Origin of the sequence: Streptomyces gobitricini, assembly GCF_039532985.1 — a bacterium.
Taxonomy (GTDB): domain Bacteria; phylum Actinomycetota; class Actinomycetes; order Streptomycetales; family Streptomycetaceae; genus Streptomyces; species Streptomyces gobitricini.
Genome location: NZ_BAAASR010000006.1, coordinates 139,761 through 162,849, shown reverse-complemented (window position 1 = coordinate 162,849; position 23,089 = coordinate 139,761). Strand labels below are relative to the sequence as shown.

Below are 23,089 nucleotides of genomic sequence, written 5' to 3'. Positions count from 1 at the left end.
CAACAGTTGAGTCCCGCGAACGTGCCTACTCATCGGTATTGCCGTTCGCGGGACTTTCACCTACGCTGCATCTAGTTAAGTGGCGAACTATGTGGTGGGGGTGTGAAAGAGAGTGGAAGAAAGCGACATGGAAGCCCTGACCAAGCTTGCCGATGCCATCGGACAGCCTTCCTCCACCGTGGCCGAGAAGGCCAAGGCGCTCTTTCCGTTTATCGCCCAGGAATCCGAGATGCGGGAATTCGGCGTGGACGACCGGGAACCGGTCGCGGTTTCGGAGTGCGTAAAGCCGGAATCACATGGCTGAGCCGCACGGCTGAGCCGCACGTCAGTTTTCCTCGTCCGCTTTCCCCGGCTGGTTCTTACGGCTGGATCGGACCGGCCGGCGAACCCGGAGTCACACGGGCTGCGCCGGACCGGCCGGCCGGAACGGAATCACGGCACCGCATCGCGCCGGCCGGCCCGGCTTCACACGGCCGACGAGCGCAGCCCGGCGCTGCTCTCCAGGGCGTACGCCCGCAGCCCCATCTTCTTGATGGCGTCGAACAGCTCCCTGGCCTGTTCGGAGCGGTCCGCCTCACGCTCCAGGGCCCGCCGCAGGTGCTTGAGGCAGCGCGCCCGGATGGGCCCGATGGAGCCGCGCGCCATTCCCAGCGTGGCGCTCACCTCGTCGTACGACATCGGCGGGTCGGCCATCAACAGGCCGAGCAGCGCCTGGCACTTGGGCGCGAGCGAGCAGTAGGCGTGCAGCACCTCGTCACGCCGCTCCCGCGCGAGTGCCGACTCCTCCGGCTGGTTGGACGACGGCTCCGGCCGGTCGAACACCTCGGGGTCCTCGATCGGCGTGCTGCGACCGCCGCGCTGGATGTGCTTGAGGCTCTCGCGGCGGGCCGCCACGGAGATCCAGTGGGCCAGTTTCTCCGGGTCCCGCAGCTTCCCCAGGTGCTGGATGACCCGCAGCCAGGTGACCTGGCTGACGTCCTCGCAGTCCGCCGGGCCGAGCCGGTGGCCGCGCGCTATGGCCCATATCAGCGGCGTATAGCGGTCGACGATCCTGTTCCAGCTCTCCTGGCTGCCGGCCAGGCACTCATCGACAAGCGTATGCAAAGGTACAGATTCCACGTACATCCCCCGATAGTTATGTGGAACTCTTACTTCCCTGCACTGACGGTGTCTCGATAACCACCGTACTGGAGTGCTACAGGTGTTAACTATACGGTGCCGATCCGGCCTTGTGTCAACGGCTGAAATCACCCCCTGCAACGCCCCGCGCCGGAGGCCCGATTGCGCGGTTGCGCAACCGGACCCCCGGCGCGTTCGCCTTTTTCTACAAGGCAGCCGGCGCGCCCCCGGATTCCGCCGCCTCTCGGCTGTAAGGACACCCGGCGGCCGGTTTCGGTTCCCCCCCGACCAAGGCCTCCGACGATTCCGCCGCCGGCTCCCGTGACGGCGCCGGGGGCGCCGCGGGGGTGCTCGCCGGGCCCCGGCCGGTGACCGGCCGCAGCGTCATCCGGATGCCGTGCTTGGCCCGCAGCGAGATGTCCGGCTGCATGACGACCGGGTGGCCGGGGACCATGTCCAGGTGGAAGCGCTGGAGGATCGACGCCACCACGATGGTCAGCTCCATGTTGGCGAAGGCGAGCCCCACGCAGTTGCGCGGCCCGGCGACGTACGGCACGTAGGCGTATCTCGGCCGCCCGGCCGAGCGCTCGCGTGTGAACCGCTCCGGGTCGAAGCCCTCGGGGTTGTCCCAGAACTCCGGGTTGCGGTGCGTGATGTACGTACTCAGCAGCAGGAACGAACCGGCGGGGATGTCGTAGCCGCCGAGCACGTCGTCCTCCAGCGGCATCCGCGCCACCTGCCAGAGGGGCGGGTAGAGCCGCAGCGCCTCCTGGATGAACATCTTGAGGTACTTCAGCTGCGGCAGGTCCTCCTTGGCCGGCGGCCGGTCCCCCAGCACGGCGAGCACCTCCGCCCTGGCGCGTTCGGTCTCCGCGGGACGGGTGGAGAGCAGGTGGCAGATCCACGACAGGGTGGCCGCCACCGTCTCGTGCCCGGCGATGAACAGCGTCATCACCTGGTCGCGCAACTGCTCGTCGGTCATCAGGTGCCCGGTCTCGGGGTCCGGGGTGCGCATCAGTGTGGACAGCAGGTCCTCGTCCTCCGCCTCCCCCTCCGCCGGCCGTCCCCGGCGCTCGGCGATCAGCCGGTACACCGTGTCGTCCAGCAGCGTGCGCGCCTGCCGGAAGCGGCGGTTGCGCGGTGTCGGCACCCGCTCCGGGATGTCGGCCACCGCGATGAGCTTGCTGTTGATGTGCTCCAGCTGGACACCCACCGCCCGGCCCAGTTCGAGCGCGTCGTGCGACCAGTCGGCCCGGAACAGGCAACGGGCCAGGATCTCCAGGGTGAGGCTCTGCATCTCGGTCCGGGCGTCGATGACCTCCCCGTACCGGGCCACCCGCTCCCACCGCTCCAGCATTCGCGCCGCGCTGTCCACCATGACACCGGCGAACCGCTCCAGCGGCTCCTTGCGGAAGGTGGGCGCGACGGTGCGCCGCTGGGCCTGCCACACCTCGCCCTCCGTGGTGACCAGCCCCTGTCCCACCGAGACGCGCACCTTGCGGTTGAAGTCGTCGGGGTGGGGATAGTTGGCGAAGTTGTCCACGAGGATGTGCTTGAGGTGGTCGGGGTGGGTGACCAGCACCACCGGCACCGGGCCGCGGAACTGCACCAGGTCGCCGTGGTCCCGCCAGGCCCGGACGAACGTCCGCAGCGGGTCGCGGCGGAAGTCCAGCGCCGACCCCAGCAGCGGCAGCCCGCGCGGCCCCGGTGGCCGCCGCCTCCCGGCGACCGGGCGGCCCCGCATCACCGGGCTCCTTCCGCCACGCCCTTGACGTGTTCCAGGCGCATCGGCATCCCTCCGCGCGGATACAGGAAGACGTTCGACGTCGGTTCGCACACGTGCCCGCCCGCCAGCGTCAGCCGGTACGCCTGGAGGATCCTGGCGATCACCAACGGGGCCTCCAGGACGGCCACCGACGAGCCGGGACACAGCCGCGGACCTCGCGAGAAGGGGATGTACGCGTACAGCGGCGCCCCGCCGGTGGCGCTCTTCTCGAACCGCTCGGGCAGGAACCCCTCCGGGTTCTCCCAGAACCGCGGGTGCCGGTGCATCAGGTAGGGGCTGATGAAGACCTGTGACCCGGCGGGAACGTGGTACCCGCCGATCTCGTCGTCCTCCAGCGGACTGCGCGACATGGTCCACACGGAGGGGTAGAGGCGCAGCACCTCCTGGTAGAAGGCCTTCAGATAGCGCAGCTTGGGCAGGTCCGCCGCGGTGGGCTCGCGGTCCCCGCACACCTCGGCGATCTCCGCCCGCGCCCTGCGCTCGGATTCCGGGTGCCGGGACAGCAGGGAGAACGCCCACACCAGGGACAGCGCCGTGGTCTCGTAGCCACCGAGGAACATGGTGACGACCTCGTCCCGCAACTGCTTGTCGGACATCCGCTCACCGGTCTGCTCGTCCTGCGCGCGCAGGAACCGGGTCAGCAGGTCGTCCGGGGCGGAACTGTCCCGCCGCCGCTCCTCGATGAGCCCGTACACGAAGGAGTCGAGGGTGTCCCGGGCCCGGAGGAAGCGGGTGCGGGCGCGGCTGGGCAGCGACTGGGGGAGTTCGACGAAGCGCTGGAGACGCGTGTTGGTGTACGCGTTGCAGATCCGCACCGCACGGGCCAGCTCTCCCGCCCGGCCGCTCACGTCGGTGCTGAACAGTGTCCGCATGACGATGGTCAGCGCGAGCCGGAACATCTCGGGGGTGATGTCGAAGGTCTCCTCGCGGGTGGCCCTCGGGTGCCAGTCGCGTACGAGATCGCCGGTGGCGTCGACCATCGCGGGCGCGAAGCCGGCGATGCGCGATCCCTTGAAGGCGGGCTGCGCCAGCCTGCGCTGGCGGAAGTGGAAGTCCCCGTTGCTGGTGAACAGGCCCTGCCCGACCCAGGGTTCGAACTTGCCGACGGACAGCGGGTCCTTCGGGTAGTTGGCCTGCCGTTCGTCGAGGACGTGTTTGATGTGGTCGGGGTGCGCGATCAGGAACAGGTTGCGCTTGCCGGGCAGGCGGAAGCGGACGACGTCGCCGTACTCCCGCCATGCCCGGGTGAAGGTGCCGACCAGGTCGCGGACGAGGTCGGGGCCGCAGCCGACCACCGGATAGCCCTGTGGGCCCGGGGCGTGGCGGACGCGGCCGCTCGAGGTCAGACTCATGGTGGTGCCTCGCTCTGCTGGTGGCCGTCGGTCAGCGGTTGCGGATCCTGTGCCTGGCGACGTGGAGGATGTTGCCGAAGGTGAGCTTGAGGATCGTGCCGGGCCCGCTGCCGGGTTCGGGCGCCATGCCGAGCTGCTCGACCATGGCGGCGGTGCTCTCCTCGTGCCACAGCTCGGCGAACCTGCCGTCGCGTACGAGGTGGAAGTCCAGGCCCGTCATCGTCATCCGGCGGCCTGTGCCGGGGAAGCCGTACAGCTCGCCGTGGAAGGTGCCGGTGGCGGTCCACCGGTCGATGACCTTGTCCCCCATGACGACCACGTCGTCCAGGAAGAACCGCAGGTCAGGAAAGGCGTCGTGCATGAGCTGGACGGCGGCGCGGTGCCCCGCCGGGCCCTGCGGGCAGCCGGGCAGCGGCATGTGGTCCACCCAGTCGGGGGCCAGCAGTTCGCGCTCGGTCGCGACGTCGTTCCTGTCCCAGACGTCCTCGATGTAGCGGCGGGCCATCTCGTGGTACGTCTTGTCGAGGGAGCCGTCGAAGTTGGCGTGTGCCTGGATGTCGATGTGCGCGGGGCGTGACATCAGCGGTCCTTTCGGTAGGCGTGGTGGCGGTGCGGACAGGGGCGCGCGTGACCACGGCGGAGCGTGCGGGCGCGCCGGGGACGCCGGGTGCGCCGGGGTGCGCCGGGGGCGCGGGGATGCGGTGGGTGGCGAGGCGGACGTGCGGGCAGCGGCCGGTACCGGCCCGGCTCAGAGCTCCGGGCCCACGTCGGTGACCCCGGCGGCGCGCAGGATCTCCTGGGCGGTGTGGCTGCCGGAGACGATCACCCGGAGGGCGCTCGCCGCCTGCGCCCAGTGGCCGGAGAGGTAGAGCCCCTCGATGGGGGTGCGGTAGGTCAGGCGCTTGCTGCCCGCCTGCGCGGGGGTGTTCTCCCAGCCGTAGGCCGCACCGCGGTGGTTGCCCGTGTAGCGCTCCAGCGTCAGCGGCGTGGCGCTCGACACGAAGGTCAGCCCGTCCCGGAAACCGGGGTAGAGCCGCTCGATCAGGCCGAGGTACTTCTCCTCCAGCTTGGGCTTCAGCTCCTCCCACGGCTCGGGGCCCTCGTAGGGAGCCAGTGCCGTGGAAGTGACCAGGTGCTCTCCGGGCGGGCCGAGGCTCGGGTCGAGGAGCGTCGGTACGACCACCACCGTGGCCGGGGCCTCGCCCGCCGAGAAGCCGGCGAAGTTGCGGTCGTGGTCGTCGCTCTCGTAGATGAACGTCTCGTGCGCCCCGCCCGCCGCGGCGATGTCCAGGGTCGTGGCGGCGTACACCACGAACATCGACATGGAGCCCTTGAGCGAGCGGAGCCTGCGGTTGTACGCCTTCGGCAGGTGCTCCAGGCCCACCAGGTCCTGGAAGGTGTGCGTGGCGTCCGCGTTGGAGATGACGATCGGCGCCCGCAGCTCCTGGCCGCCGGCCAGCACCACCCCCTCGGCGCGCCCGTCGCGGACCAGGATCCGCTCCACCGGGGAGTTGGTGACGATCTTGCCGCCGTGCCGCTCGATCGCCGTGGTGAAGGCCTTGACCAGGTGCTGGAAGCCACCCTTGCAGTGGTACAGGCCGTGCATCTGGGTGAAGAGGAAACGGGCGAACAGCTCGAAGGACAGCTGTGACGGCGGAAGCCCCATGTACGGCCACCCGGCGCTGCAGAAGGCCTTGCAGCGCGGGTCGTCGATGTACTGGTCGAGCACTTCCCCGAGCGTGGACATCCGGTGCCCGAACAGGGTGGGGAAGCGCTCCACCGCCTCGCCGAGCTCCTTGGGCGACAGCTGCACCGGCACCTGGTGGGCCTCGGCCAGGAACTGCTCGCACAGCCCGAAGAAACCCCGGATGCCCTCCGCCTCGTGCGGGAAGAGCCGGATGTGCGACTCGATGAACGCCTCGGACCCGAAGGGCGCGTCCAGTACGTCGTCGTCGATGACCACGCGGTAGAGCGCGTCGGACTCGACGAAGTCGCACATCTCCCGTACGCCGAGGTAGCGCAGCAGGACGTCGATCGTGCCGCCCTCGGCCGCGCCCGGTACGACGTGGATGGCCGGGTCGTAGTAGCGGTCGCCGGCCCGGAAGGCGTGTGCGTATCCGCCGATTCCGGCGGCGCGCTCGGCCACGAGGACCCGCCGGCCGAACTTCGCCAGGTAGGCGGCCGCCGCCAGGCCGCCCAGGCCGCTGCCGACGACGATGACGTCGTGGTCGGTGTCCGCGGTGGGCGGTTCTTCCGTCGGCTCGTGCATCGGCATCGGCTCTCCCGGGGATCGAGGTGCGGTGGCTTCACTCTCAGAGATCCGCGGCCGGGGTCCCGGGATACAACTCCGGGACCGTTCAGTGGCGTTGTTGTTCCTTCCGGTGCTTGCGGTCCAGCCAGGACAGCCGGACGGCCGTCCTGACGGAGTGGGCGATCGTCCCGAGCGGGCCGGTGCCGGGCGGTGGCACGATGCCCATCTGCATGAGCATCCCGGCGTAGTCGCCCTCCTGCCGGAACTCGACCATGCGGCCCTGGTCGTCGTACGTCTCCTCGATGATCTCGTCGATCTCCAGGAGCCGGCCGGTGGGCGGGATGCCGAAGAGCGGGCCCCACTGGTGTCCGCGGAAGGTCAGCCGGAGAACGGCCTGGTTGCCCTCGATCAGGATGTCGTGCCATTCGACGTCGAGGTCCGGCTTGGCCGCCCGGACCATGTTCAGTGTGTCGAGGAACTCCTGACCGCCCGCCATGACGGGGCGGCCGGGCAGGTGGGCCCGGTACTCCGGGGCGTACCACTCCAGGGCCCGCGAGTTGTCCTTGGACCAGGACAGCTCGGCCACCATGTGCACGTGCTCGCGGGTGAGCCGGAACGGGGGCCGGGCCGCGGTGGGTTCCGGGGTGCTTCCGGGGGTGTTCTCCGGGGACGCTCCCGGGGTGGGTCCGGGGGTGGTCTCCGTCTGCGCCGGTATGCCGTGCGTGGTCATCGGACGTCCGCCTTCCTTCGCTGCTGGATCTTCGCCTTGGCCGCCAGGACACCGAGCCGGCCGACGGTCTTGAAGGTGTGCGCGACCGTGCCCAGCGGTCCCGCGCCCTCGGGCGGGGCGATGCCCAGCTGGCCGAACACGCCCAGGTAGTCGGCCTGTTGCCAGAGTTCGGCGACTTTCCGGCCCTCGAACCGCAGGATGATCATCTCGGTGAGCCGGGTGGGCCTGCCGGTGGGCGGTATGCCCATCAGGTCGCCCAGGTGGGTGCCGGTGAGCTCGGCCCGCATGAACACCTTGTCCCCCTCCCGCACCTGGAGGTGGATGCGCTCCTGGAGGTCGGGCAGGGCGGTGCGCAGGCCGGCCGCCATCTTCTTGAAGTCGGCCGGGCCGTGCACGTCGGGCAGGCCGGGGAAGTGCCCGACGAAGTGCGGCACGAAGAACTCGTCGATGGCGTCGAGGTCGGCCTGGTTCCATACCCGGTCCGCGATGTGCGCGGCCAGCTCCTTCAGGTCGGTCCGGTCGTTCGGTGGCATGGGGAGTTCCTCCACTGGGTGAGGGCCGGGACCGGACGCGGTCCCGGCGGGTGTGTGAGAGAGGGGGCCGCCGCGTCAGTGCCCCCGGGCCGTCTCCACCGGGCGCTGCTCGCCGGCGCCGTCCGGCTCCGTCGCCGCGATACCGGTGACACCGGCCGGTGCCTTGGCGGTGCGCCGGGGCAGGACCACGACCGCCGCGAGCGCGCCCAGCGCGGTGACGCCGGCCGCGATCAGCATCGAGTCCACGAGCCCGGCCATGAACGCGTCGTTGGCCGCGGCGAGCAGCCGCCGCCCGCCTTCGCCGCCGAGCCCTTCGGCCACGGCGCCGGCCGCGCCGACGGAGTCGCCCACGGCCGTCGCGGCCTCCGCCGGCAGGTGGCCGAGGTCGGGCAGGTCGTCGCGGTAGGAGTTGGCCAGGGCGCTGCCGATGACGGCGATGCCCAGCGCGCCGCCGACCTGCATGGCGGCGTCGGTCACCGAGGCGCCGGCTCCGGACTGTCCGGAGGGGGCGGCGGCGAGCATGGCGTCCGCGGCGGCCGGCATGGTCAGGCCCATACCGAGGCCGAAGAGCGCCAGGCTCCAGACCACCTGGGTGTCGGAGTCGATATCGGCTCCGGCCGTCAGGAGGAGGGCGACGGTCAGCAGGGTGAGCCCGGCCGTCACCACGGCCTTCAGCCCGAGCCGCTCCACCAGCTTGGGGCTGAGTGGCGCGGCGATCATCATGGTGGCCGCGGCGAGCAGCCGCACGCCCGCGGTCAGCGGCTCGTACGCCAGGACGAACTGGAGGTACTGGGTGAGGACGAAGAGCGAGCCGAACATGCCGAACGAGACGGCGGCGACGGCCAGGGCGGAGCCGCTGAACCGGGAGTCGCCGAACAGGCCCGCCGCCAGCATGGGGTGGGCGGTGCGCCGTTCCCACAGCACGAACCCGGCCATGAGCAGCGCGCCGACGCCGAGGGAGACCAGGGTGACGCTGTCGGTCCAGCCGTTACGGGACGCTTCGACCAGGCCGTAGACCAGGACGCCGAGGCCGGCGGCCGACAGCAGCGCGCCCATCAGGTCCAGGCCCGGGTGGTCGCGGTTGAGCGACTCGGGGATCAGGAACACGGCGGCGAGAAGCGCGACGACCACCACGGGCGCGTTGACGAGGAAGACGGACCCCCACCAGAAGTTGTCCAGCAGGAAGCCGCCGACGACCGGGCCCAGCGGAACACCGAGCGCGGCGCTGCCGGCCCAGATGCCGATCGCCTTGGCCTGTTCCTCGGCCGGGAAGACGTCCTTGATGATGGCGAGCGTGGCAGGCATGATCATCGCCGCTCCGACGCCCATGGCCGCGCGCATCGCGATGAGCATGGCGGGGTCGGTGGAGAAGGCGGCTGCCAGTGAGAACGCGAGGAACACCACCATGCCCAGGATCAGCAGGAGCCGCCTGCCGAAGCGGTCGGCCAGACTCCCGCAGAGCAGCAGCAGCCCGCCGAACGCCAGGGTGTAGGAATCGACGATCCACTGCATCTCGGTGCCGGTGGACGCGAAATCCTTCTGGATCATGGGCAGTGCCATGTTGAGGATCAGGTGGTCGAGGCCGATCAGCAGCAGGCTCAGGCAGAGCGCGGCCAGGATCTGCCAGCGATGCCGATGGACGGTACTGCGGTCCACGGTCTTCTCCTTCGGTGGATGAGGAACCCCGCTTCCCGGAGGAGCGACAGCCCTGTCGTTCACAGGGATCCGCGCGGAGTGGGGCTGGATACAGCGGGAGGGTGGGCGGCGGCCGGGAACGGCCGGGCCGCCGCGGACCGCGTCAGCGGGAGTGGCGGCCTTCGCGCGCGGTGCGTTCCGCACGGCGGCCGACGGCACCCAGCAGGTCGCGGCGCATGAGGCTGCTGAAGGGCTCGATGACGAGCCAGTAGGGCTTGAAGCGGCGGGCGGCGCGCGGGTCCGTCGCGTACACGCGGGTCTCCGTGTGCAGCCGCGCTCCGGCGCCGCCGGGTTCGGCCCACAGGCCGAACACCCCCTTGACGTACCCGGGCCGGTCGAACGCCATGAACTCCTCCGGGCTCAGGCCCGGGACGACCGCCTTGGGGAGGCTCGGCTTCCAGGGCTGCCCGACGAAGCCCATGATGAGTTCTCCGCCGGGGACGTCGTCCAGCACGATGAAGCCCATCCGCTTCATGCCCTGGATCGCGTCGGCGTCGCCGGCGATCAGCTTCCGGTCGCTGTGACCCAGCAGCCGGGACGGCAGCGTGCGCAGCGTCATCAGCGGTCGCATCACCGTCATCTCGCTGAACGTCACCTCTTTGAGCGCCCTGGCCGCCTCCGGCTCGGGTGCCGCGACGGAGCGGTCGTGGTGCGTGCGCCATTGGGCGCCGGGCAGCCAGTGGTCCAGTCGCGCCGTCATGAGCCGCCCGCCCGCGCCGGGCGCGCCCCGCGCGCCTGTTGCCGCCTGTCCACCATGGGGGTTCCTCCTCGAAACAGCGGGCTCACCGTCTCCAGATCCCAGGGGCGCGGGCTCGGATACATCCGTGCGGGCACCGTGACCGGACGCGGCGGAAGGAAGACCCCCGCTTTCCGAGACTGGAGTTTCGGAACTACGGACTCGTATACTGCCACCATGCCGGACTCTGGACAACAGCTGGGGCGCCCCAGGGACAGCCACATCGACCACGCGGTGCTCGCGGCCGCCCGCGGGCTCCTCGCCGAGGTGGGGTACTCCCGGGTGACCATGGACGCGACCGCCGCCCGCGCCGGAGTGGGCAAGGCGGCCATCTACCGCCGGTTCGGCTCCAAGGCGGAGCTGCTCTTCGCCGCCTCGGTGCACGACATGAGCATCGAGCCGCCCCCGGACACCGGCTCGCTCCGTGGCGACCTGCACGCGCTGGCGCGGCTCATCCACGAACGCCTGGGCAACCCGCTGGCGCGGCAGGTGACGCCCGCCCTGATGGCCGAGATGGTGCGCTCGCCCGAGCTGGCCGCCCGGCTCCAGCAGACCTTCGTCGCCCAGCAGCGCGCCGACTTCGCGGCCCTGCTGGAACGCGCGGAACGGCGGGGCGAACTGCCCCGGCCGCTGGACCCGGCGCTGGCGCACCTGTTGCTGAGCGGGCCGGTGTTCATGGCGCTGTTCGCCTTCCAGGACCCGGTCGACGACACGGTGCTGGGCGAGATCGCCTCGGTGATCGCCGCGGGCCTCGTCGCCCGGTCCGCCGGCCCCGCTCCCGGCTGAGGGGGAGCGATGCCAGGAGGCCACCCGCCCCGCCCCCGCGACCCGGCCGGCCGGCCGGACCGCCCCGCCCCCGGGGACCGTCCCCCCGGCTCCCCCCGCTCCGACCGGGCACGCGCCGACCGGGCACGCTCCGACCGGGCACGCGCCGAGGCGGCGGCCGCCGTGTACACCCCGGCCGTCCTGAAGCTGTACGACGCCGCCGTGCTGGGCGCGGTCTGCTCCCTGGTGTGGCGCTGCCCGCGCCGCGAGATGCTCTCGCTGTACGAACGGAACCTCTCCGCCCGGCACTTGGAGGTCGGCCCGGGCACCGGCTACTTCCTCGACCGGAGCCCTGCCCCCGTCCCGGAACCACGGCTCACTTTGCTCGACCTCAACCCACAGGTGCTGGCCACCGCCCGGCGGCGGCTGGCCCGTTACTCACCCGCGGTGCGGTGCGGCAACGTGCTGGAGCCCCTGGAGCTCGACGGCGGACCGTTCTCCTCGGTGGCACTCAACTTCGTCCTGCACTGCCTGCCGTGCCCGGCGACGGAGAAGGGCGCGGTCTTCGACCACCTCCTGCCCCACATGGCGCCCGGCGCACGAGTGTTCGGCAGTACGGTGCTGGCCCACGGCGTGCACCACACCCCGCTGTCCCGGCACCATCTGCGCACCCTGGCCCGCCACGGGGTCCTGCACGCCGGGGACGACTCCCTGGAGCTGCTGAGGGCGGCGCTGGAGAGCAGGTTCGACCACTGCCGCATCCGCACGCGCGGGGCCGTCGCGCTCTTCGAGGCCACGGGCCGCCCGCGCCGGCGGCGGGGCTGACCCACGGCTCCCCGCCCCGAACTGACGCCTGTTAGCTTCGGTTACCTAGGGTAGGTGTATGAGTCGCACGCCGAACCCCCTGTCCGGAAAACGCATGACGTCACAGAGGATGCAGGTAGGTATGGCCCAGAGGCAGGAGTTCCAGGCGGGGCTCTCCCGGCGGGAGCAGCAGCGCCGTGCGACCATCGACGAGATCAAGCAGGTGGCGCGCGGGCTGCTGGTCGACGAGGGCATCGGCAGCGTCACCATCCGCGCGATCTCGCGCCACATGGGGATGACCGCCCCCGCCGTCTACCGCTACTTCACCAGCCACGAGGAGTTGCTGCGCACCCTGCGGGCCGACATCTTCATCGAAGTCGCCGGCTACCTCGAGGCGTCCTGCGACGTCCTGCCCGAGGACGACGCCCCCGGACGCCTGATCGCCGCCGCGCGGGCACTGCGCCGCTGGGGCCTGGAGCACGAGAGGGAGTTCGGGCTGCTCCTCGGCCCCGGCGCCCCGGGAGCGATCGGCGGCGAGGAGTCGGACCTGGAGCAGGACGCCGGCTGGGTCTTCGGCCTCCTCTTCGCGGACCTGATGGCCAAGCTCTGGCGCTCGCACCCCTTCCCGGTCTCCCCGCCCGGCTCCCTCCACCCCCGCCTCGCCGCCCAGCTCGACCGCCTCCGCGCACACCGCGACGTGGACCTGCCCATCGAGGCCATCGCCGTGATGCTGCGCTGCTGGGTACGCCTGTACGGGCTGGTCTGCATGGAGGTCCTGGGCCACCTGGACTTCGCCCTGGACGACGGCGGCCCCTTCTTCGAACGCGAACTCGCCGACACCTGCGAGACGCTCGGCGTCGGCCACCGCTACACCGAGGAGGCCCCCCGGGACCCGGCACGGTGCTTCAAGTAGCCGTCACCGGCGGCCCGTCGAGGCCCCGGGGACCAGGCACCCGCCTCGCCCCGGCGACGGCGGGCCGGGCGGGTTCACGCGGGGAACCGGCGGTCCACCAGCCGCCACGCCACCTCCACGAGCACGGCGCCGACCGCCGCGATGCCCACGGCCAGCCACGGCATCGTCGTGCCCACCAGCCGCAGCGCGAAGAAGTCCTGGAGCCAGGGCACGACGAGCACCAGCAGGAACGCCCCGCCCATGACCGCCACCAGCGCGATCCGCCACCACGTGTAGGGCCTGGCGACGATGGCCAGCACCCACATCGACACCAGGAACAGGGTGAGCGTCGCCGCGCTGGTCTCGGCGCTCAGCGCGTCCGGCCCGCTGTAGTGGGCGCGGGCGAGCAGGTACGTCGCGAACGTCGCCGAGGCGGCGACGATCCCGCCCGGGATCGCGTACCGCATCACCCGGCGGACGAAGTGGGGCTTCGCCCGCTCCTTGTTGGGCGCCAGCGCCAGGAAGAAGGCGGGCGCGCCGATGGTGAGGGTGGACAGCAGGGTGAGGTGGCGGGGCAGGAAGGGGTACTCGATGCCGGTGCACACCACCAGGATCGCCAGCAGCACCGAGTAGACCGTCTTGGTCAGGAAGAGGGTCGCGACGCGTGTGATGTTGCCGATCACGCGGCGGCCCTCGGCGACGACGGCGGGCAGCGTGGAGAAGCTGTTGTTCAGCAGGACGATCTGGGCCACGGCCTTCGTCGCCTCCGAGCCGGAGCCCATGCTGACGCCGATGTCCGCGTCCTTCAGGGCCAGTACGTCGTTGACGCCGTCACCCGTCATGGCGACCGTGTGTCCGCCGGACTGGAGCGCCCCGACCATGCCGCGCTTCTGCTGCGGGGTGACCCGCCCGAAGACGGCGCCCTTGTCGAGGGCCTTGGACATCTCGTTCCGTTCGGCGGGCAACCGGCGGGCGTCGACGGTGTGCTCGGCGCCTGGCAGTCCCAGCTTCTCGGCGACGGCGCCGACCGAGACGGCGTTGTCGCCGGAGATGACCTTGGCGGCGACGTTCTGCTCGGCGAAGTAGGCCAGGGTGTCGGCGGCGTCGGGGCGCAGCCGCTGCTCCAGGACGACGAGGGCGGTGGCGTGGGCGGTCGCGGTGACGTCGGGGTCGTCCAGCTCGCCGGTGACGTTCGCCAGGAGCAGGACGCGCAGCCCCTGCTGGTTGAGGCCGTCGATCTCGCCCAGGACGGGGTCGTCGTCGGGGAGGAGGACGTCGGGCGCGCCCAGCAGCCAGGTGCTGGTCCGTCCGTCGCCCTCGCTGAAGGTGGCGCCGCTGTACTTGCGTGCGGAGGAGAACGGCAGGGCTCGCACGCACCGCCAGTCCTCGTTGTCCGGGTAGGCGTCGATGATCGCCTGGAGGGAGGCGTTGGGGCGGGGGTCGGACTCCCCGAGGGCGCCGAGGACCGTGCGGACGTACGTCTCGTCCGAGCCGTTCAGGGGGCGCAGCTCGGTGACGTCCATGCCGCCCTCGGTGAGGGTGCCGGTCTTGTCGAGGCACACGACGTCGACGCGGGCGAGCCCCTCGATGGCGGGCAGCTCCTGCACGAGGCACTGCCGGCGGCCGAGCCGGATGACGCCGATCGCGAAGGCGACGGAGGTGAGGAGCACCAGGCCCTCGGGGATCATCGGCACGATGCCGCCGACGGTCCGGGCGACGGAGTCCTTGAAGGCGGCGTCCTTGACGAAGAGCTGGCTGATGACGAGCCCGATCGCGGTCGGCACCATCATCCACGTCACGTACTTGAGGATCGTCGAGATGCCGCTGCGCAGCTCGGAGCGGACGAGCGTGAAACGGGACGCCTCTTCGGCGAGCTGCGCCGCGTACGCCTCGCGTCCCACCCTGGTGGCGGTGAACGCCCCGCCTCCGGCGACGACGAAGCTGCCGGACATGACCTGGTCGCCGCGCTTCTTCACGACGGGGTCGGCCTCACCGGTGAGCAGCGACTCGTCGATCTCCAGGCTGTCGGCCTCGGCGACCTCGCCGTCGACGACGACCTTGTCGCCCGGTCCGAGCTCGATGCAGTCGCCGAGGACGATCTCCGACATGTGGACCTCGGTCGCCGCCCCGTCCCGCCGGACGGTGGGCTTGGTCTCACCGATGACGGCGAGGGAGTCGAGGGTCTTCTTGGCGCGCAGCTCCTGGATGATGCCGATGCCGGTGTTGGCGATGATGACGAACCCGAACAGGCTGTCCTGGATCGGTGCGACGACCAGCATGATCACCCACAGGACGCCGATGATCGCGTTGAAGCGGGTGAAGACGTTGCCGCGGACGATGTCGGCGGTGGAGCGGGAGCTGCGGACGGGTACGTCGTTGACCTCGCCCCGCGCGACCCGCTCGGCCACCTCGGTGGCCGTCAGCCCGGCGCTCCGGTGCCGGACGGGCGCCTGGGCCGGGTGGACGGGGTCGAGCTCGGCCCCGGCGTCGATGGTGGGCCTGCCGGGTTCGGAGCCGTCGGTCTCGATCTTCGCCCGCTGCGTCATGTTTCCGACGGTACGACCGTCCCCGCGCCCGCACACCGCGACCGGCGGGAAGATCCGCCCCCGGTACGACGGGAATCGTCCCGTGGACGTACGGCACACCCTGACGTCGGGCCTCTGGGTCCGCCCCGGCGTCAGGGCTTCCGGGTCAGGAGGCCGCCAGGAGGCCGTCAGGCGGTGTCGCCGTGCGACTCCCGGGCCGCAGCGCGCTTGAGGGCCGCCTCGCGCCTGCGGACGTACCAGATGCCGATCAGGCCGAGTCCGCCACCGGCGAGGCAGGTCCACACCCACCAGGTCAGGTCGCGGTCGGCGAACCAGCCGTAGAAGGGGACCTGCACCACGAAGAGGACGAACCAGATGACCGTGCCACCGGTGATGGTGGCGACGACGGGCCCCTCAAGGGGCTCGGGTGCCTCGTGCCTGGGGGTCCACTTCGCCATGCGCACAGTGTAGGCGGGGCCTTCCGGGTGGCTCCCGGCCCTGGCGCACCAGTGTTCTACGCGCGGAGATACCGATCTTCGCATCATGCGTTCATACTGAAACATCTTGTGTCTGACTGGTTTTCTTAGTGTGAATGACCAAATACGACCGGTCATGGCGCCCCATCCCACCCCCGCACCATGAGGTTTCGCATGCCCTCCTCGGCCACCCCGCTGACGGACGCCGGCGCCCGGCCGCCGTCCCCCCAGCAGCCGACCAGCCGCCTGGACCGCTACTTCAGGATCTCGGAGCGCGGCTCCACGGTCGCCCGAGAGGTACGTGGCGGATTCGCGACCTTCTTCGCGATGGCCTACATCATCGTGCTGAACCCGATCATCCTCGGCAGCGCCAAGGACATGTACGGGCACCAGCTCGACGGCGGCCAGCTCGTCACCGCCACGGTGCTGACGGCCGCGTTCTCGACGCTGCTGATGGGTGTCATCGGCAACGTGCCGATCGCGCTGGCGGCCGGGCTCGGAGTCAACACGGTCGTCGCCCTCCAGCTCGCGCCCCGCATGTCGTGGCCGGACGCCATGGGCATGGTCGTCCTGGCGGGCTTCGTGGTGATGCTGCTGGTGGCGACGGGGCTGCGCGAGCGGGTGATGAACGCCGTACCCCTCGGGCTGCGCAAGGGCATCGCCATCGGTATCGGCCTGTTCATCATGCTGATCGGCCTCGTCGACTCCGGCTTCGTCTCCCGTATGCCGGACGCCGCCCACACCACCGTCCCGCTCCAGCTGGGTGCCAACGGTCACCTCACCGGCTGGCCGGTCCTGATCTTCGCACTGGGCGCGCTGCTCACGCTGGCGCTGATCGTCCGCAAGGTGCCGGGCGCCATCCTGATCTCGATCGTCGTCATGACGATCGTCGCGATGATCGTCAACGCGGTCGCGACGATCCCCTCCTGGGGCCTGACCAGCCCCGAGTGGCCCGGCAACCCGGTCGCCAGCCCCGACTTCGGTCTCGTCGGCGAGGTCAGCCTCTTCGGCGGCTTCGGGAAGGTCGGTGTGCTGACCGGCTGCCTGTTCGTCTTCACCGTCCTGCTGTCCTGCTTCTTCGACGCCATGGGCACGATCCTGGGCGTCGGCGACGAGGCCAAGCTGATGGACAAGGACGGCAACTTCCCCGGCATCAACAAGGTGCTCCTGGTCGACGGCCTGGCCGTGGCCTCCGGCGGCGCCACCTCGTCCTCGGCCACCACCTGCTTCGTGGAGTCCACGGCGGGCGTCGGCGAGGGCGCGCGCACCGGCCTGGCGTCCGTCGTCACGGGCGCGCTCTTCTCGGTGGCCCTCTTCCTCACGCCGCTCGCCACGATGGTCCCCTCCCAGGCGGCCACCCCCGCCCTGCTGGCGGTCGGCTTCCTGATCCTGGCCGGGTCGGTGAAGGACATCGACTGGAGCGACTTCACGATCGCGGTGCCCGCGTTCCTGGCGATGGTGATGATGCCGTTCACGTACTCGATCACCAACGGCATCGGCATCGGCTTCATCGCCTTCAGCGTGCTGCGCCTGGCGGCCGGACGCGGCCGGGAGGTCCCGGTGGCGATGTACGTCGTCTCGGCGGTCTTCGCCTTCTACTACGCCATGCCGGCGCTGGGCCTCACGTAACGCGCCCCGCGCCTCTCCCGGTCGGCCCGGCCCGTGCTCCCCGCACGGCCCGGGCCGCCCATGTCTCCGCCCCCGTTTCCCGGCGCGGGTCGCGGCGCGGGGCGGGGCCGGGGCGAGTGCGGGGCGGTGCTGTGCGGGCCGGTGTCCCTGGCGGGGCGGGGCGGGGCGCTCGGGTCCGCGCGCGCCCTGGGCGCTGGTGGGACGGGCGCGCGGAAACGCGGCCCGTTCCCGCCGAGGGCCTGGGGCGCGGGGGAGACGGACGCACCCCCGGCGGCGTGCCGCCCGCGCCGCGCGGGCGCGGGTCCCTGGTGGGGCGGGGCGGACGCGGGCCGGCGCGGGTCCTGTTCGCCAGGCGGGGCGGGCGTGCTGGTGCCGGGAGCGAGGCCCGGGTGTGCGCGGGCGCGCGCGGGGCGCCGCGTACGGGGGAGGGCCGCCCGGGCGGCGTCAGGCAGCGTCAGGCGCCGTGGAGCCGTAGAAGCGGTTCGTTTCGTCGACCGCCGTTTCGAGGCGCTCGTCGAAGTCGTCGCGGACGAGCGTCCGGACCACGTAGTCCTGGACGCTCATCCCGCTGCGGGCGGCGTGGCGCCGGACCCGGTCGAGCAGCTCTCCGTCTATTCGCACGCTGAGCACCGTCGATCCCATGGCGCCCAGACTCGCCGCCCCGCCGCGCTCCCCGCGCTCCTTTCCGCCCTGCTCTCACTCGTACGGGTGACACGTAGCACTCCCCGTTCGCCGGGTAGTATTTAGCCAGGGTAATGAGTTACGCTAAATAGATGCCTGATCTTTCCCACGGCGACCCCGCTGACGTAGCCGCCGTGAACGCCTTGCGCTCCGCCGTCATGCGGCTGGGCCGACGCCTGAAGCACCAGCGCGTCGACGAATCGCTGAGCCCCACCGAGATGTCGGTGCTCGGCACCCTCGCCCGCTGCGGTTCCGCCACCCCCGGTGAGCTGGCCCGCAAGGAGCACGTGCAGCCGCCGTCGATGACGCGCATCGTGGCCCTGCTGGAGGCCAAGGGACTGGTCCGGCTGGAGCCGCACCCCGACGACCGCCGGCAGAAGGTCGTCAGCCAGACCGAGACGGCCGAGGCCATGCTCGAGGAGTCCCGCCGCAAGCGGAACGCCTGGCTCGCCACCCTCGCCGAAGGTTTGGACGAGGACGAGTGGGCAAAGCTGCGCGATGCCGCACCCGTGCTGGAGAAGCTCGCACATCTGTAAACAGTCACACCAAGGAGGCGACCCCTTTTGAGTACGGGACCCGGAGCAGACTCCGCACCCGCACACAACCCCTACGACAAGCACGACAAGCACGACAAGCGCGACAAGCACGCCAAGCACGCCAAGCGCAATAGGCGCGGCGAGCGTGACAAGCGCGATACGCACGGCGGGCCCCGCCGCACCGGGACCTTCTCCTCGCTCAAGGTCCGCAACTACCGGCTCTTCTTCACCGGTGCCATCGTCTCCAACACCGGCACCTGGATGGCCCGTATCACCCAGGACTGGCTGGTCCTCAGCCTCACGGGCTCCGCCGCCGCCGTCGGCATCACGACGGCGCTGCAGTTCCTGCCGATGCTGCTCTTCGGCCTGTACGGCGGAGTCCTCGTCGACCGCTATCCCAAGCGCAACCTGCTGATGCTCAGCCAGGGTGCCCTCGGCCTGTGCGGTCTCGCCCTCGCCGTCCTCACCCTCTCCGGCCATATCCAGGTCTGGCACGTCTACCTGATCGCGTTCCTGCTCGGCATGGTCACGGTCGTCGACAACCCGGCCCGCCAGTCGTTCTACTCCGAGCTGGTCGGCCCCTCCGAGGTCCGCAACGCCGTCAGCCTGAACTCGGCCAACTTCCAGTCGGCCCGCCTCGTCGGCCCCGCCGTCGCCGGCGCGCTGATCGCGTCGGTCGGCAGCGGGTACGCCTTCCTGATCAACGGCCTGTCCTTCCTCGCCCCGCTGGCCTCCCTGATGCTCATGCGCACCAGCGAGCTGCACCAGGTGGAGCGGGCACCGCGAGGCAAGGGCCAGCTGCGCGAGGGACTGCGGTACGTCGCCGGCCGCCCCGAGCTGATCTGGCCGATCGCGCTCGTCGGATTCGTCGGCACTTTCGGCTTCAACTTCCCGATCTGGCTGACCGCCTTCTCCGACGACGTCTTCCACGCCGGAGCGGGCACGTACGGCTTCCTCAACACCCTGATGGCCGTCGGCTCCCTCATCGGCGCCCTGCTCGCCGCCCGGCGCGGCACCTCGCGGCTGCGGCTGCTGGTCGGTGGAGCGGTCGCCTTCGGCGTACTGGAGATCGCGGCCGCGTTCTCCCCGTCCTTCTGGGTCTTCGCGCTGCTGCTGGTCCCGATCGGCATGTTCGGCCTGACGGTCAACGTCACCGCCAACTCCTCGGTCCAGCTCGCGACCGACCCGGTCATGCGCGGCCGGGTGATGAGCCTCTACATGATGGTGTTCGTCGGCGGTACGCCGGTGGGCGCGCCCTTGCTCGGCTGGATCACCGACACCTACGGCGCCCGCGCCGGCTTCGCCACGGGCGGCGCCGTCTCGCTGGCCGCCGCCGTGGTGATCGGCCTGGTGCTGGCGCGGGTGGGCGGACTGCGCCTGAAGGTCGAGATGCACGGCCGCCACCCGCACGTGCGGTTCGTCCCGCGCGAGCGGCTGACCACGGCCGCCTAGCGGCACCTGTGCGCTCCGAAGGGGCCCGCCCGGGACGGGGCGAGGCCCCTTCGTCACACCCGCCGCTCCAGAACCTGCCCCGGCCAGTCGCCGACCGTGTAGGTCTCGGTGGGCGTGAAGCCGTGCCGTACGTAGTAGTCCACGAGCCGCCCCCCGCCGCCCGCGAAACAGTCCACCCGCAACAGCGGCACCCCCCGCCGGCGGGCCTCCTCGACCGCGTGCGCCAGCAGCGCGCCGCCGACCCCCCGCCCGTGGAACCGGCTGTCGGTGGCCAGGAAGCGCACGTAAAGCTCCGGTTCACCGGCGGGAGCGACATCGGGCCCGGGGAACGGCGTCAGCGTCAGCGCCCCGGCCGGTACGCCCCCGATCTCGGCGATCCACGGCGAGCCCTCCGCGACGGTCTCGCGCACCCGCCGCGCGGCCCGTGGCCTCGACGACCACGGCTCGGTGCCCCACTGGTCCGTGATCCCGCGCGCGTTCAGCCAGACGACCGCGCTGTCCAGCACACCGAGTATCGCGGGGACGTCGTCCACCCCGCCCCGCCTGATCCGCACCTTCTCCATCGGCCAAGGGTACGGCGCGTGGATCATGCCAGACTCGACGTATGAGGCTTTTCGCTGCCGTGCTGCCGACTCGTGCGGCCGTGGACGAACTCGCGGTGCGGATCGACCGGTTGAGAGCCCTCCCGGGCGCCGGTGACCTGCGCTGGACGGGGCGTGCCGGCTGGCACTTCACGCTGGCGTTCATGGGGGAGGTGGACGACGGGCTGGTGCCCGAGCTGTGCACCCGGCTCGCCCGCGCCGCGCACCGCACCGCGCCCTTCCCGCTGCGCCTGCACGGCGGCGGACGGTTCGGCCGGCGGGTCCTGTGGGCGGGCGCGGCGGGCGGGCTGGACGAGATGCGGCTGCTCGCCGACCGCGCGGACGCCGCCGCCCGGCGCGCGGGCATCCCGATGGACGAGCACCGCCGCTACCACGCCCACCTGACCGTGGCCCGCAGCCGCACGGACGCCACGGACCTGCGCCCGTTCGTCGAGGGGCTCCAGGACCTCGAGGGCACCCGCTGGAACGTGGCCGAGCTCGTCCTGGTACGCAGCAACCTGCCCGGTGGAGGCGCCGCGGGCCAGGCACCGCGCTACGAGGCGGTCGGTTCCTGGCCGCTCGGAGGAGCCAGCTAACCTCGAAGTGTGGACCCGAAAACCCGTAACCGGATCATGGCCGGTGTGCTTGTCCTGATGTTCGTGCTCGTCGCCGTGGCGGCCGCCTTCGGCTGATCCCGAGGCGCGGCCGCCCGGCGACCCCGTCACCAGGCGAAAGCCTCCGGTGACGGCCCCGTGCCCGGGAAGATCGCGTCCAGCTCCTTCAGGACCTCCTCCGACAGCTCCAGCTCCACCGCACGCAGCGCGGAGTCGAGCTGCTCGGCCGTACGCGGCCCGACGATCGGCCCCGTCACGCCCGGCCGGGTCAGCAGCCAGGCCAGGGCCACCTCGCCAGGCTCCAGACCGTGCTTGTCGAGGAGGTCCTCGTACGCCTGGATCTGGAGGCGTACGTCGGTGTCGGCGAGCGCGTCCGCCGAACGGCCGCCGGCGCGGCGCCCGCCCTTGGCCTCCTTCCTGATCACCCCGCCGAGCAGTCCGCCGTGCAGCGGCGACCAGGGGATGACGCCCAGGCCGTAGTCCTGGGCGGCCGGGATGACCTCCATCTCGGCGCGGCGCTCGGCCAGGTTGTAGAGGCACTGCTCGCTGACGAGCCCGAGCATGCCGCGCCGGGCGGCGGTCTCGTTGGCCTGGGCGATCTTGTAGCCGGGGAAGTTCGACGACCCCGCGTAGAGGATCTTGCCCTGCTGGATCAGGACGTCGACGGCCTGCCAGATCTCCTCGAAAGGCGTGTGCCGGTCGATGTGGTGGAACTGGTAGAGATCGATGTAGTCGGTGTTCAGCCGCTTGAGGCTGGCCTCGACGGCCCGCCGGATGTTCACGGCGGAGAGCTTGTCGTGGTTGGGCCAGACCGGCCCGTCGGCCGCCATGTTCCCGTACACCTTGGTGGCGAGCACGACCTTGTCCCGGTCGCCGCCCCGGGCGAACCAGGAGCCGATGATCTCCTCCGTACGGCCCTTGTTCTCACCCCACCCGTACACGTTGGCGGTGTCGAAGAAGTTGATGCCCGCGTCGATGGCGGCGTTCATGATGGCGTGACTGCCGGCCTCGTCGGTCTGAGGTCCGAAGTTCATCGTGCCGAGGACGAGTCGGCTGACCTTGAGTCCGGTGCGTCCGAGCTGCGTGTACTTCATGGATGTACAGCCAACGCCTTGGAGGGCGCTCGAAGCAAGGGGGCGCCCGTTCGTCCCGGCCCGGACCCCACGGCGCGGCTCTCCTGCGCCCGCGCCGCCGGCCTACTTCATGCGCCGCTGCATGACGTTGAGGCATGCGAGGACGACGGCGAGCGGCAGCGGGACCACCACGGCGATCGCGCTGTCCCCGAACACCGGTGCGACGAGGGCGAGGATCAGCAGTGGTCATTGGCACCGGTACGTACCGTCAGGATCACCGCGCCAAGCGGGGCTGGGACGGCCGTACTTCAGCTCGGGCGGTCCGCAGCCGCCGTCACGTTGTCGGTCATGCGGCGCAGCACCTTGAGTGCGGCGACGTATTCGTTGTCGGTGATGCCGTCGTGGATCCGCGCCCGGACGCCCGCGAGCATCTCCCTGATGCGGGCCTTCGCGGCGCGGCCCTCGTCGGTGAGGTGGAGGCGCTCGTCCTCGCCGGCGCGGACCCAGCCCCGGTGGAGCAGGTGGTCGACGGCGCGGGAGGCGTCGTACGGGGTGTCCGCGACGTCGGCGAGTCCGGCGGCGATCACCTCCCGGGTGACGTGGTCGCCGACGTCGACCCGGTTGAGGGCCCACCACATGGGCTGGGTGACGTCCACGCGGGCCATGGCGTCGCGGATGTGCTTGATGACGGCCTTGTGGACGACGCCGCTCCAGTAGCCGATCGGCTGGGAGGCGAGGTCGGCGTCGGTGGCGGCGGGGTCGGCGGGTGCGGGAACGGTCGGTGTCGTCGTCATGCCGATGACCGTAGGACCTCGACCGCGCTTGAGGTCAACTCCCCCACGGGAAGGGTCAGTCGGCG

23 protein-coding genes are annotated in these 23,089 nt (G+C 71.2%); 8 read left to right on the top strand and 15 right to left on the bottom strand.

From position 1 onward, the window contains the following. Positions 1-127: 127 nt before the first annotated feature. Positions 128-304 carry a hypothetical protein gene (locus ABD347_RS06420; protein WP_344357505.1) on the top strand — a complete coding sequence of 59 codons (177 nt, stop codon included), beginning with the start codon at positions 128-130 and terminating at the stop codon, positions 302-304. A gap of 161 nt (positions 305-465) precedes the next feature. Here ABD347_RS06420 and ABD347_RS06415 read toward each other — a convergent pair whose 3' ends face one another. The 9 genes from ABD347_RS06415 to ABD347_RS06375 form a co-directional block, all read right to left on the bottom strand. After that, positions 466-1,104, bottom strand: a complete 639-nt coding sequence (locus tag ABD347_RS06415; protein ID WP_344357502.1) for an RNA polymerase sigma factor — start codon at positions 1,102-1,104, stop codon at positions 466-468. Positions 1,105-1,324: 220 nt separating this feature from the next. Beyond that, on the bottom strand, positions 1,325-2,863 hold the full coding sequence (locus ABD347_RS06410; RefSeq protein WP_344357499.1) for a cytochrome P450: 1,539 nt from the start codon (positions 2,861-2,863) through the stop codon (positions 1,325-1,327). Then, a complete protein-coding gene (locus ABD347_RS06405) occupies positions 2,863-4,257 on the bottom strand; it encodes a cytochrome P450 (protein ID WP_344357496.1) in 1,395 nt (464 codons plus the stop codon). The genes ABD347_RS06410 and ABD347_RS06405 overlap by 1 nt, the downstream gene beginning before the upstream one ends. A gap of 31 nt (positions 4,258-4,288) precedes the next feature. Then, positions 4,289-4,837, bottom strand: coding sequence for an ester cyclase (locus ABD347_RS06400; protein ID WP_344357493.1), 549 nt, complete (start codon positions 4,835-4,837; stop codon positions 4,289-4,291). 168 nt (positions 4,838-5,005) lie between these two features. Continuing rightward, a complete protein-coding gene (locus ABD347_RS06395) occupies positions 5,006-6,532 on the bottom strand; it encodes a phytoene desaturase family protein (RefSeq protein WP_344357490.1) in 1,527 nt (508 codons plus the stop codon). Positions 6,533-6,614: 82 nt separating this feature from the next. Then, positions 6,615-7,238 (bottom strand): ester cyclase, encoded by a 624-nt coding sequence (locus tag ABD347_RS06390; RefSeq protein WP_344357487.1) that lies wholly within the window; start codon positions 7,236-7,238, stop codon positions 6,615-6,617. Beyond that, complete coding sequence (locus tag ABD347_RS06385) at positions 7,235-7,771, bottom strand: ester cyclase (RefSeq protein WP_344357485.1); 537 nt, start codon at positions 7,769-7,771, stop codon at positions 7,235-7,237. Before ABD347_RS06385 ends, ABD347_RS06390 begins: the two co-directional genes overlap by 4 nt. Positions 7,772-7,846: 75 nt before the next feature. Continuing rightward, positions 7,847-9,427: an MFS transporter gene (locus ABD347_RS06380; protein WP_344357482.1), complete on the bottom strand. Its 1,581-nt coding sequence runs from the start codon at positions 9,425-9,427 to the stop codon at positions 7,847-7,849. A 142-nt stretch (positions 9,428-9,569) separates the two neighbouring features. After that, a complete protein-coding gene (locus tag ABD347_RS06375; protein ID WP_344357480.1) occupies positions 9,570-10,166 on the bottom strand; it encodes a hypothetical protein in 597 nt (198 codons plus the stop codon). A gap of 213 nt (positions 10,167-10,379) precedes the next feature. Here ABD347_RS06375 and ABD347_RS06370 point away from each other — a divergent pair, with 213 nt between their 5' ends. The 3 genes from ABD347_RS06370 to ABD347_RS06360 all read left to right on the top strand — a co-directional run bounded on the left by ABD347_RS06370 (position 10,380) and on the right by ABD347_RS06360 (position 12,684). Further along, positions 10,380-10,988, top strand: coding sequence for a TetR/AcrR family transcriptional regulator (locus ABD347_RS06370; protein WP_344357477.1), 609 nt, complete (start codon positions 10,380-10,382; stop codon positions 10,986-10,988). A gap of 9 nt (positions 10,989-10,997) precedes the next feature. Beyond that, the gene (locus ABD347_RS06365) at positions 10,998-11,792 is read left to right on the top strand and encodes a class I SAM-dependent methyltransferase (RefSeq protein ID WP_344357474.1); all 795 of its coding nucleotides are present in this window, start codon (positions 10,998-11,000) and stop codon (positions 11,790-11,792) included. A gap of 121 nt (positions 11,793-11,913) precedes the next feature. Beyond that, complete coding sequence (locus ABD347_RS06360; RefSeq protein WP_344357471.1) at positions 11,914-12,684, top strand: TetR/AcrR family transcriptional regulator; 771 nt, start codon at positions 11,914-11,916, stop codon at positions 12,682-12,684. Between the two features lie 74 nt (positions 12,685-12,758). Here the strand turns inward: ABD347_RS06360 and ABD347_RS06355 are convergent, their stop codons facing one another. Beyond that, positions 12,759-15,209: a cation-translocating P-type ATPase gene (locus ABD347_RS06355; RefSeq protein WP_344357468.1), complete on the bottom strand. Its 2,451-nt coding sequence runs from the start codon at positions 15,207-15,209 to the stop codon at positions 12,759-12,761. A gap of 167 nt (positions 15,210-15,376) precedes the next feature. Next, a complete protein-coding gene (locus ABD347_RS06350; RefSeq protein WP_344357465.1) occupies positions 15,377-15,646 on the bottom strand; it encodes a DUF2530 domain-containing protein in 270 nt (89 codons plus the stop codon). 192 nt (positions 15,647-15,838) lie between these two features. On the opposite strand from ABD347_RS06350, the gene ABD347_RS06345 reads away from it, so the two are divergent. Next, positions 15,839-17,293, top strand: coding sequence for an NCS2 family permease (locus ABD347_RS06345; protein ID WP_344357893.1), 1,455 nt, complete (start codon positions 15,839-15,841; stop codon positions 17,291-17,293). Between the two features lie 444 nt (positions 17,294-17,737). Here ABD347_RS06345 and ABD347_RS06340 read toward each other — a convergent pair whose 3' ends face one another. Continuing rightward, the gene (locus ABD347_RS06340) at positions 17,738-17,935 is read right to left on the bottom strand and encodes a ribbon-helix-helix protein, CopG family (protein ID WP_344357462.1); all 198 of its coding nucleotides are present in this window, start codon (positions 17,933-17,935) and stop codon (positions 17,738-17,740) included. Positions 17,936-18,066: 131 nt separating this feature from the next. On the opposite strand from ABD347_RS06340, the gene ABD347_RS06335 reads away from it, so the two are divergent. Beyond that, on the top strand, positions 18,067-18,510 hold the full coding sequence (locus ABD347_RS06335; protein WP_344357459.1) for a MarR family winged helix-turn-helix transcriptional regulator: 444 nt from the start codon (positions 18,067-18,069) through the stop codon (positions 18,508-18,510). Between the two features lie 27 nt (positions 18,511-18,537). Continuing rightward, a complete protein-coding gene (locus ABD347_RS06330) occupies positions 18,538-19,962 on the top strand; it encodes an MFS transporter (RefSeq protein ID WP_344357456.1) in 1,425 nt (474 codons plus the stop codon). A 53-nt stretch (positions 19,963-20,015) separates the two neighbouring features. Here ABD347_RS06330 and ABD347_RS06325 read toward each other — a convergent pair whose 3' ends face one another. Beyond that, the gene (locus ABD347_RS06325) at positions 20,016-20,525 is read right to left on the bottom strand and encodes a GNAT family N-acetyltransferase (RefSeq protein WP_344357453.1); all 510 of its coding nucleotides are present in this window, start codon (positions 20,523-20,525) and stop codon (positions 20,016-20,018) included. A 41-nt stretch (positions 20,526-20,566) separates the two neighbouring features. Here ABD347_RS06325 and thpR point away from each other — a divergent pair, with 41 nt between their 5' ends. Further along, the gene (gene thpR, locus ABD347_RS06320) at positions 20,567-21,139 is read left to right on the top strand and encodes an RNA 2',3'-cyclic phosphodiesterase (RefSeq protein WP_344357450.1); all 573 of its coding nucleotides are present in this window, start codon (positions 20,567-20,569) and stop codon (positions 21,137-21,139) included. 125 nt (positions 21,140-21,264) lie between these two features. Here the strand turns inward: thpR and ABD347_RS06315 are convergent, their stop codons facing one another. Both ABD347_RS06315 and ABD347_RS06310 read right to left on the bottom strand, forming a co-directional pair. After that, a complete protein-coding gene (locus ABD347_RS06315; RefSeq protein WP_344357447.1) occupies positions 21,265-22,251 on the bottom strand; it encodes an aldo/keto reductase in 987 nt (328 codons plus the stop codon). Positions 22,252-22,538: 287 nt separating this feature from the next. Then, entirely contained in the window at positions 22,539-23,024 is a 486-nt protein-coding gene (locus tag ABD347_RS06310; protein ID WP_344357444.1) for a MarR family winged helix-turn-helix transcriptional regulator, read from the bottom strand. Between the last annotated feature and the right edge of the window lie 65 nt (positions 23,025-23,089).

What these genes read in the sequence shown, in the direction of transcription:
- ABD347_RS06420 (WP_344357505.1), top strand. Translation starts at nt 128, where the DNA reads ATGGAAGCCCTGACCAAGCTTGCCGATGCCATCGGACAGCCTTCCTCC.
- ABD347_RS06410 (WP_344357499.1), bottom strand. Translation starts at nt 2,863, where the DNA reads ATGCGGGGCCGCCCGGTCGCCGGGAGGCGGCGGCCACCGGGGCCGCGC.
- ABD347_RS06405 (WP_344357496.1), bottom strand. Translation starts at nt 4,257, where the DNA reads ATGAGTCTGACCTCGAGCGGCCGCGTCCGCCACGCCCCGGGCCCACAG.
- ABD347_RS06400 (WP_344357493.1), bottom strand. Translation starts at nt 4,837, where the DNA reads ATGTCACGCCCCGCGCACATCGACATCCAGGCACACGCCAACTTCGAC.
- ABD347_RS06395 (WP_344357490.1), bottom strand. Translation starts at nt 6,532, where the DNA reads ATGCCGATGCACGAGCCGACGGAAGAACCGCCCACCGCGGACACCGAC.
- ABD347_RS06390 (WP_344357487.1), bottom strand. Translation starts at nt 7,238, where the DNA reads ATGACCACGCACGGCATACCGGCGCAGACGGAGACCACCCCCGGACCC.
- ABD347_RS06385 (WP_344357485.1), bottom strand. Translation starts at nt 7,771, where the DNA reads ATGCCACCGAACGACCGGACCGACCTGAAGGAGCTGGCCGCGCACATC.
- ABD347_RS06375 (WP_344357480.1), bottom strand. Translation starts at nt 10,166, where the DNA reads ATGACGGCGCGACTGGACCACTGGCTGCCCGGCGCCCAATGGCGCACG.
- ABD347_RS06370 (WP_344357477.1), top strand. Translation starts at nt 10,380, where the DNA reads ATGCCGGACTCTGGACAACAGCTGGGGCGCCCCAGGGACAGCCACATC.
- ABD347_RS06365 (WP_344357474.1), top strand. Translation starts at nt 10,998, where the DNA reads ATGCCAGGAGGCCACCCGCCCCGCCCCCGCGACCCGGCCGGCCGGCCG.
- ABD347_RS06360 (WP_344357471.1), top strand. Translation starts at nt 11,914, where the DNA reads ATGGCCCAGAGGCAGGAGTTCCAGGCGGGGCTCTCCCGGCGGGAGCAG.
- ABD347_RS06355 (WP_344357468.1), bottom strand. Translation starts at nt 15,209, where the DNA reads ATGACGCAGCGGGCGAAGATCGAGACCGACGGCTCCGAACCCGGCAGG.
- ABD347_RS06350 (WP_344357465.1), bottom strand. Translation starts at nt 15,646, where the DNA reads ATGGCGAAGTGGACCCCCAGGCACGAGGCACCCGAGCCCCTTGAGGGG.
- ABD347_RS06345 (WP_344357893.1), top strand. Translation starts at nt 15,839, where the DNA reads ATGCCCTCCTCGGCCACCCCGCTGACGGACGCCGGCGCCCGGCCGCCG.
- ABD347_RS06340 (WP_344357462.1), bottom strand. Translation starts at nt 17,935, where the DNA reads ATGGGATCGACGGTGCTCAGCGTGCGAATAGACGGAGAGCTGCTCGAC.
- ABD347_RS06335 (WP_344357459.1), top strand. Translation starts at nt 18,067, where the DNA reads ATGCCTGATCTTTCCCACGGCGACCCCGCTGACGTAGCCGCCGTGAAC.
- ABD347_RS06325 (WP_344357453.1), bottom strand. Translation starts at nt 20,525, where the DNA reads ATGGAGAAGGTGCGGATCAGGCGGGGCGGGGTGGACGACGTCCCCGCG.
- thpR (WP_344357450.1), top strand. Translation starts at nt 20,567, where the DNA reads ATGAGGCTTTTCGCTGCCGTGCTGCCGACTCGTGCGGCCGTGGACGAA.
- ABD347_RS06315 (WP_344357447.1), bottom strand. Translation starts at nt 22,251, where the DNA reads ATGAAGTACACGCAGCTCGGACGCACCGGACTCAAGGTCAGCCGACTC.
- ABD347_RS06310 (WP_344357444.1), bottom strand. Translation starts at nt 23,024, where the DNA reads ATGACGACGACACCGACCGTTCCCGCACCCGCCGACCCCGCCGCCACC.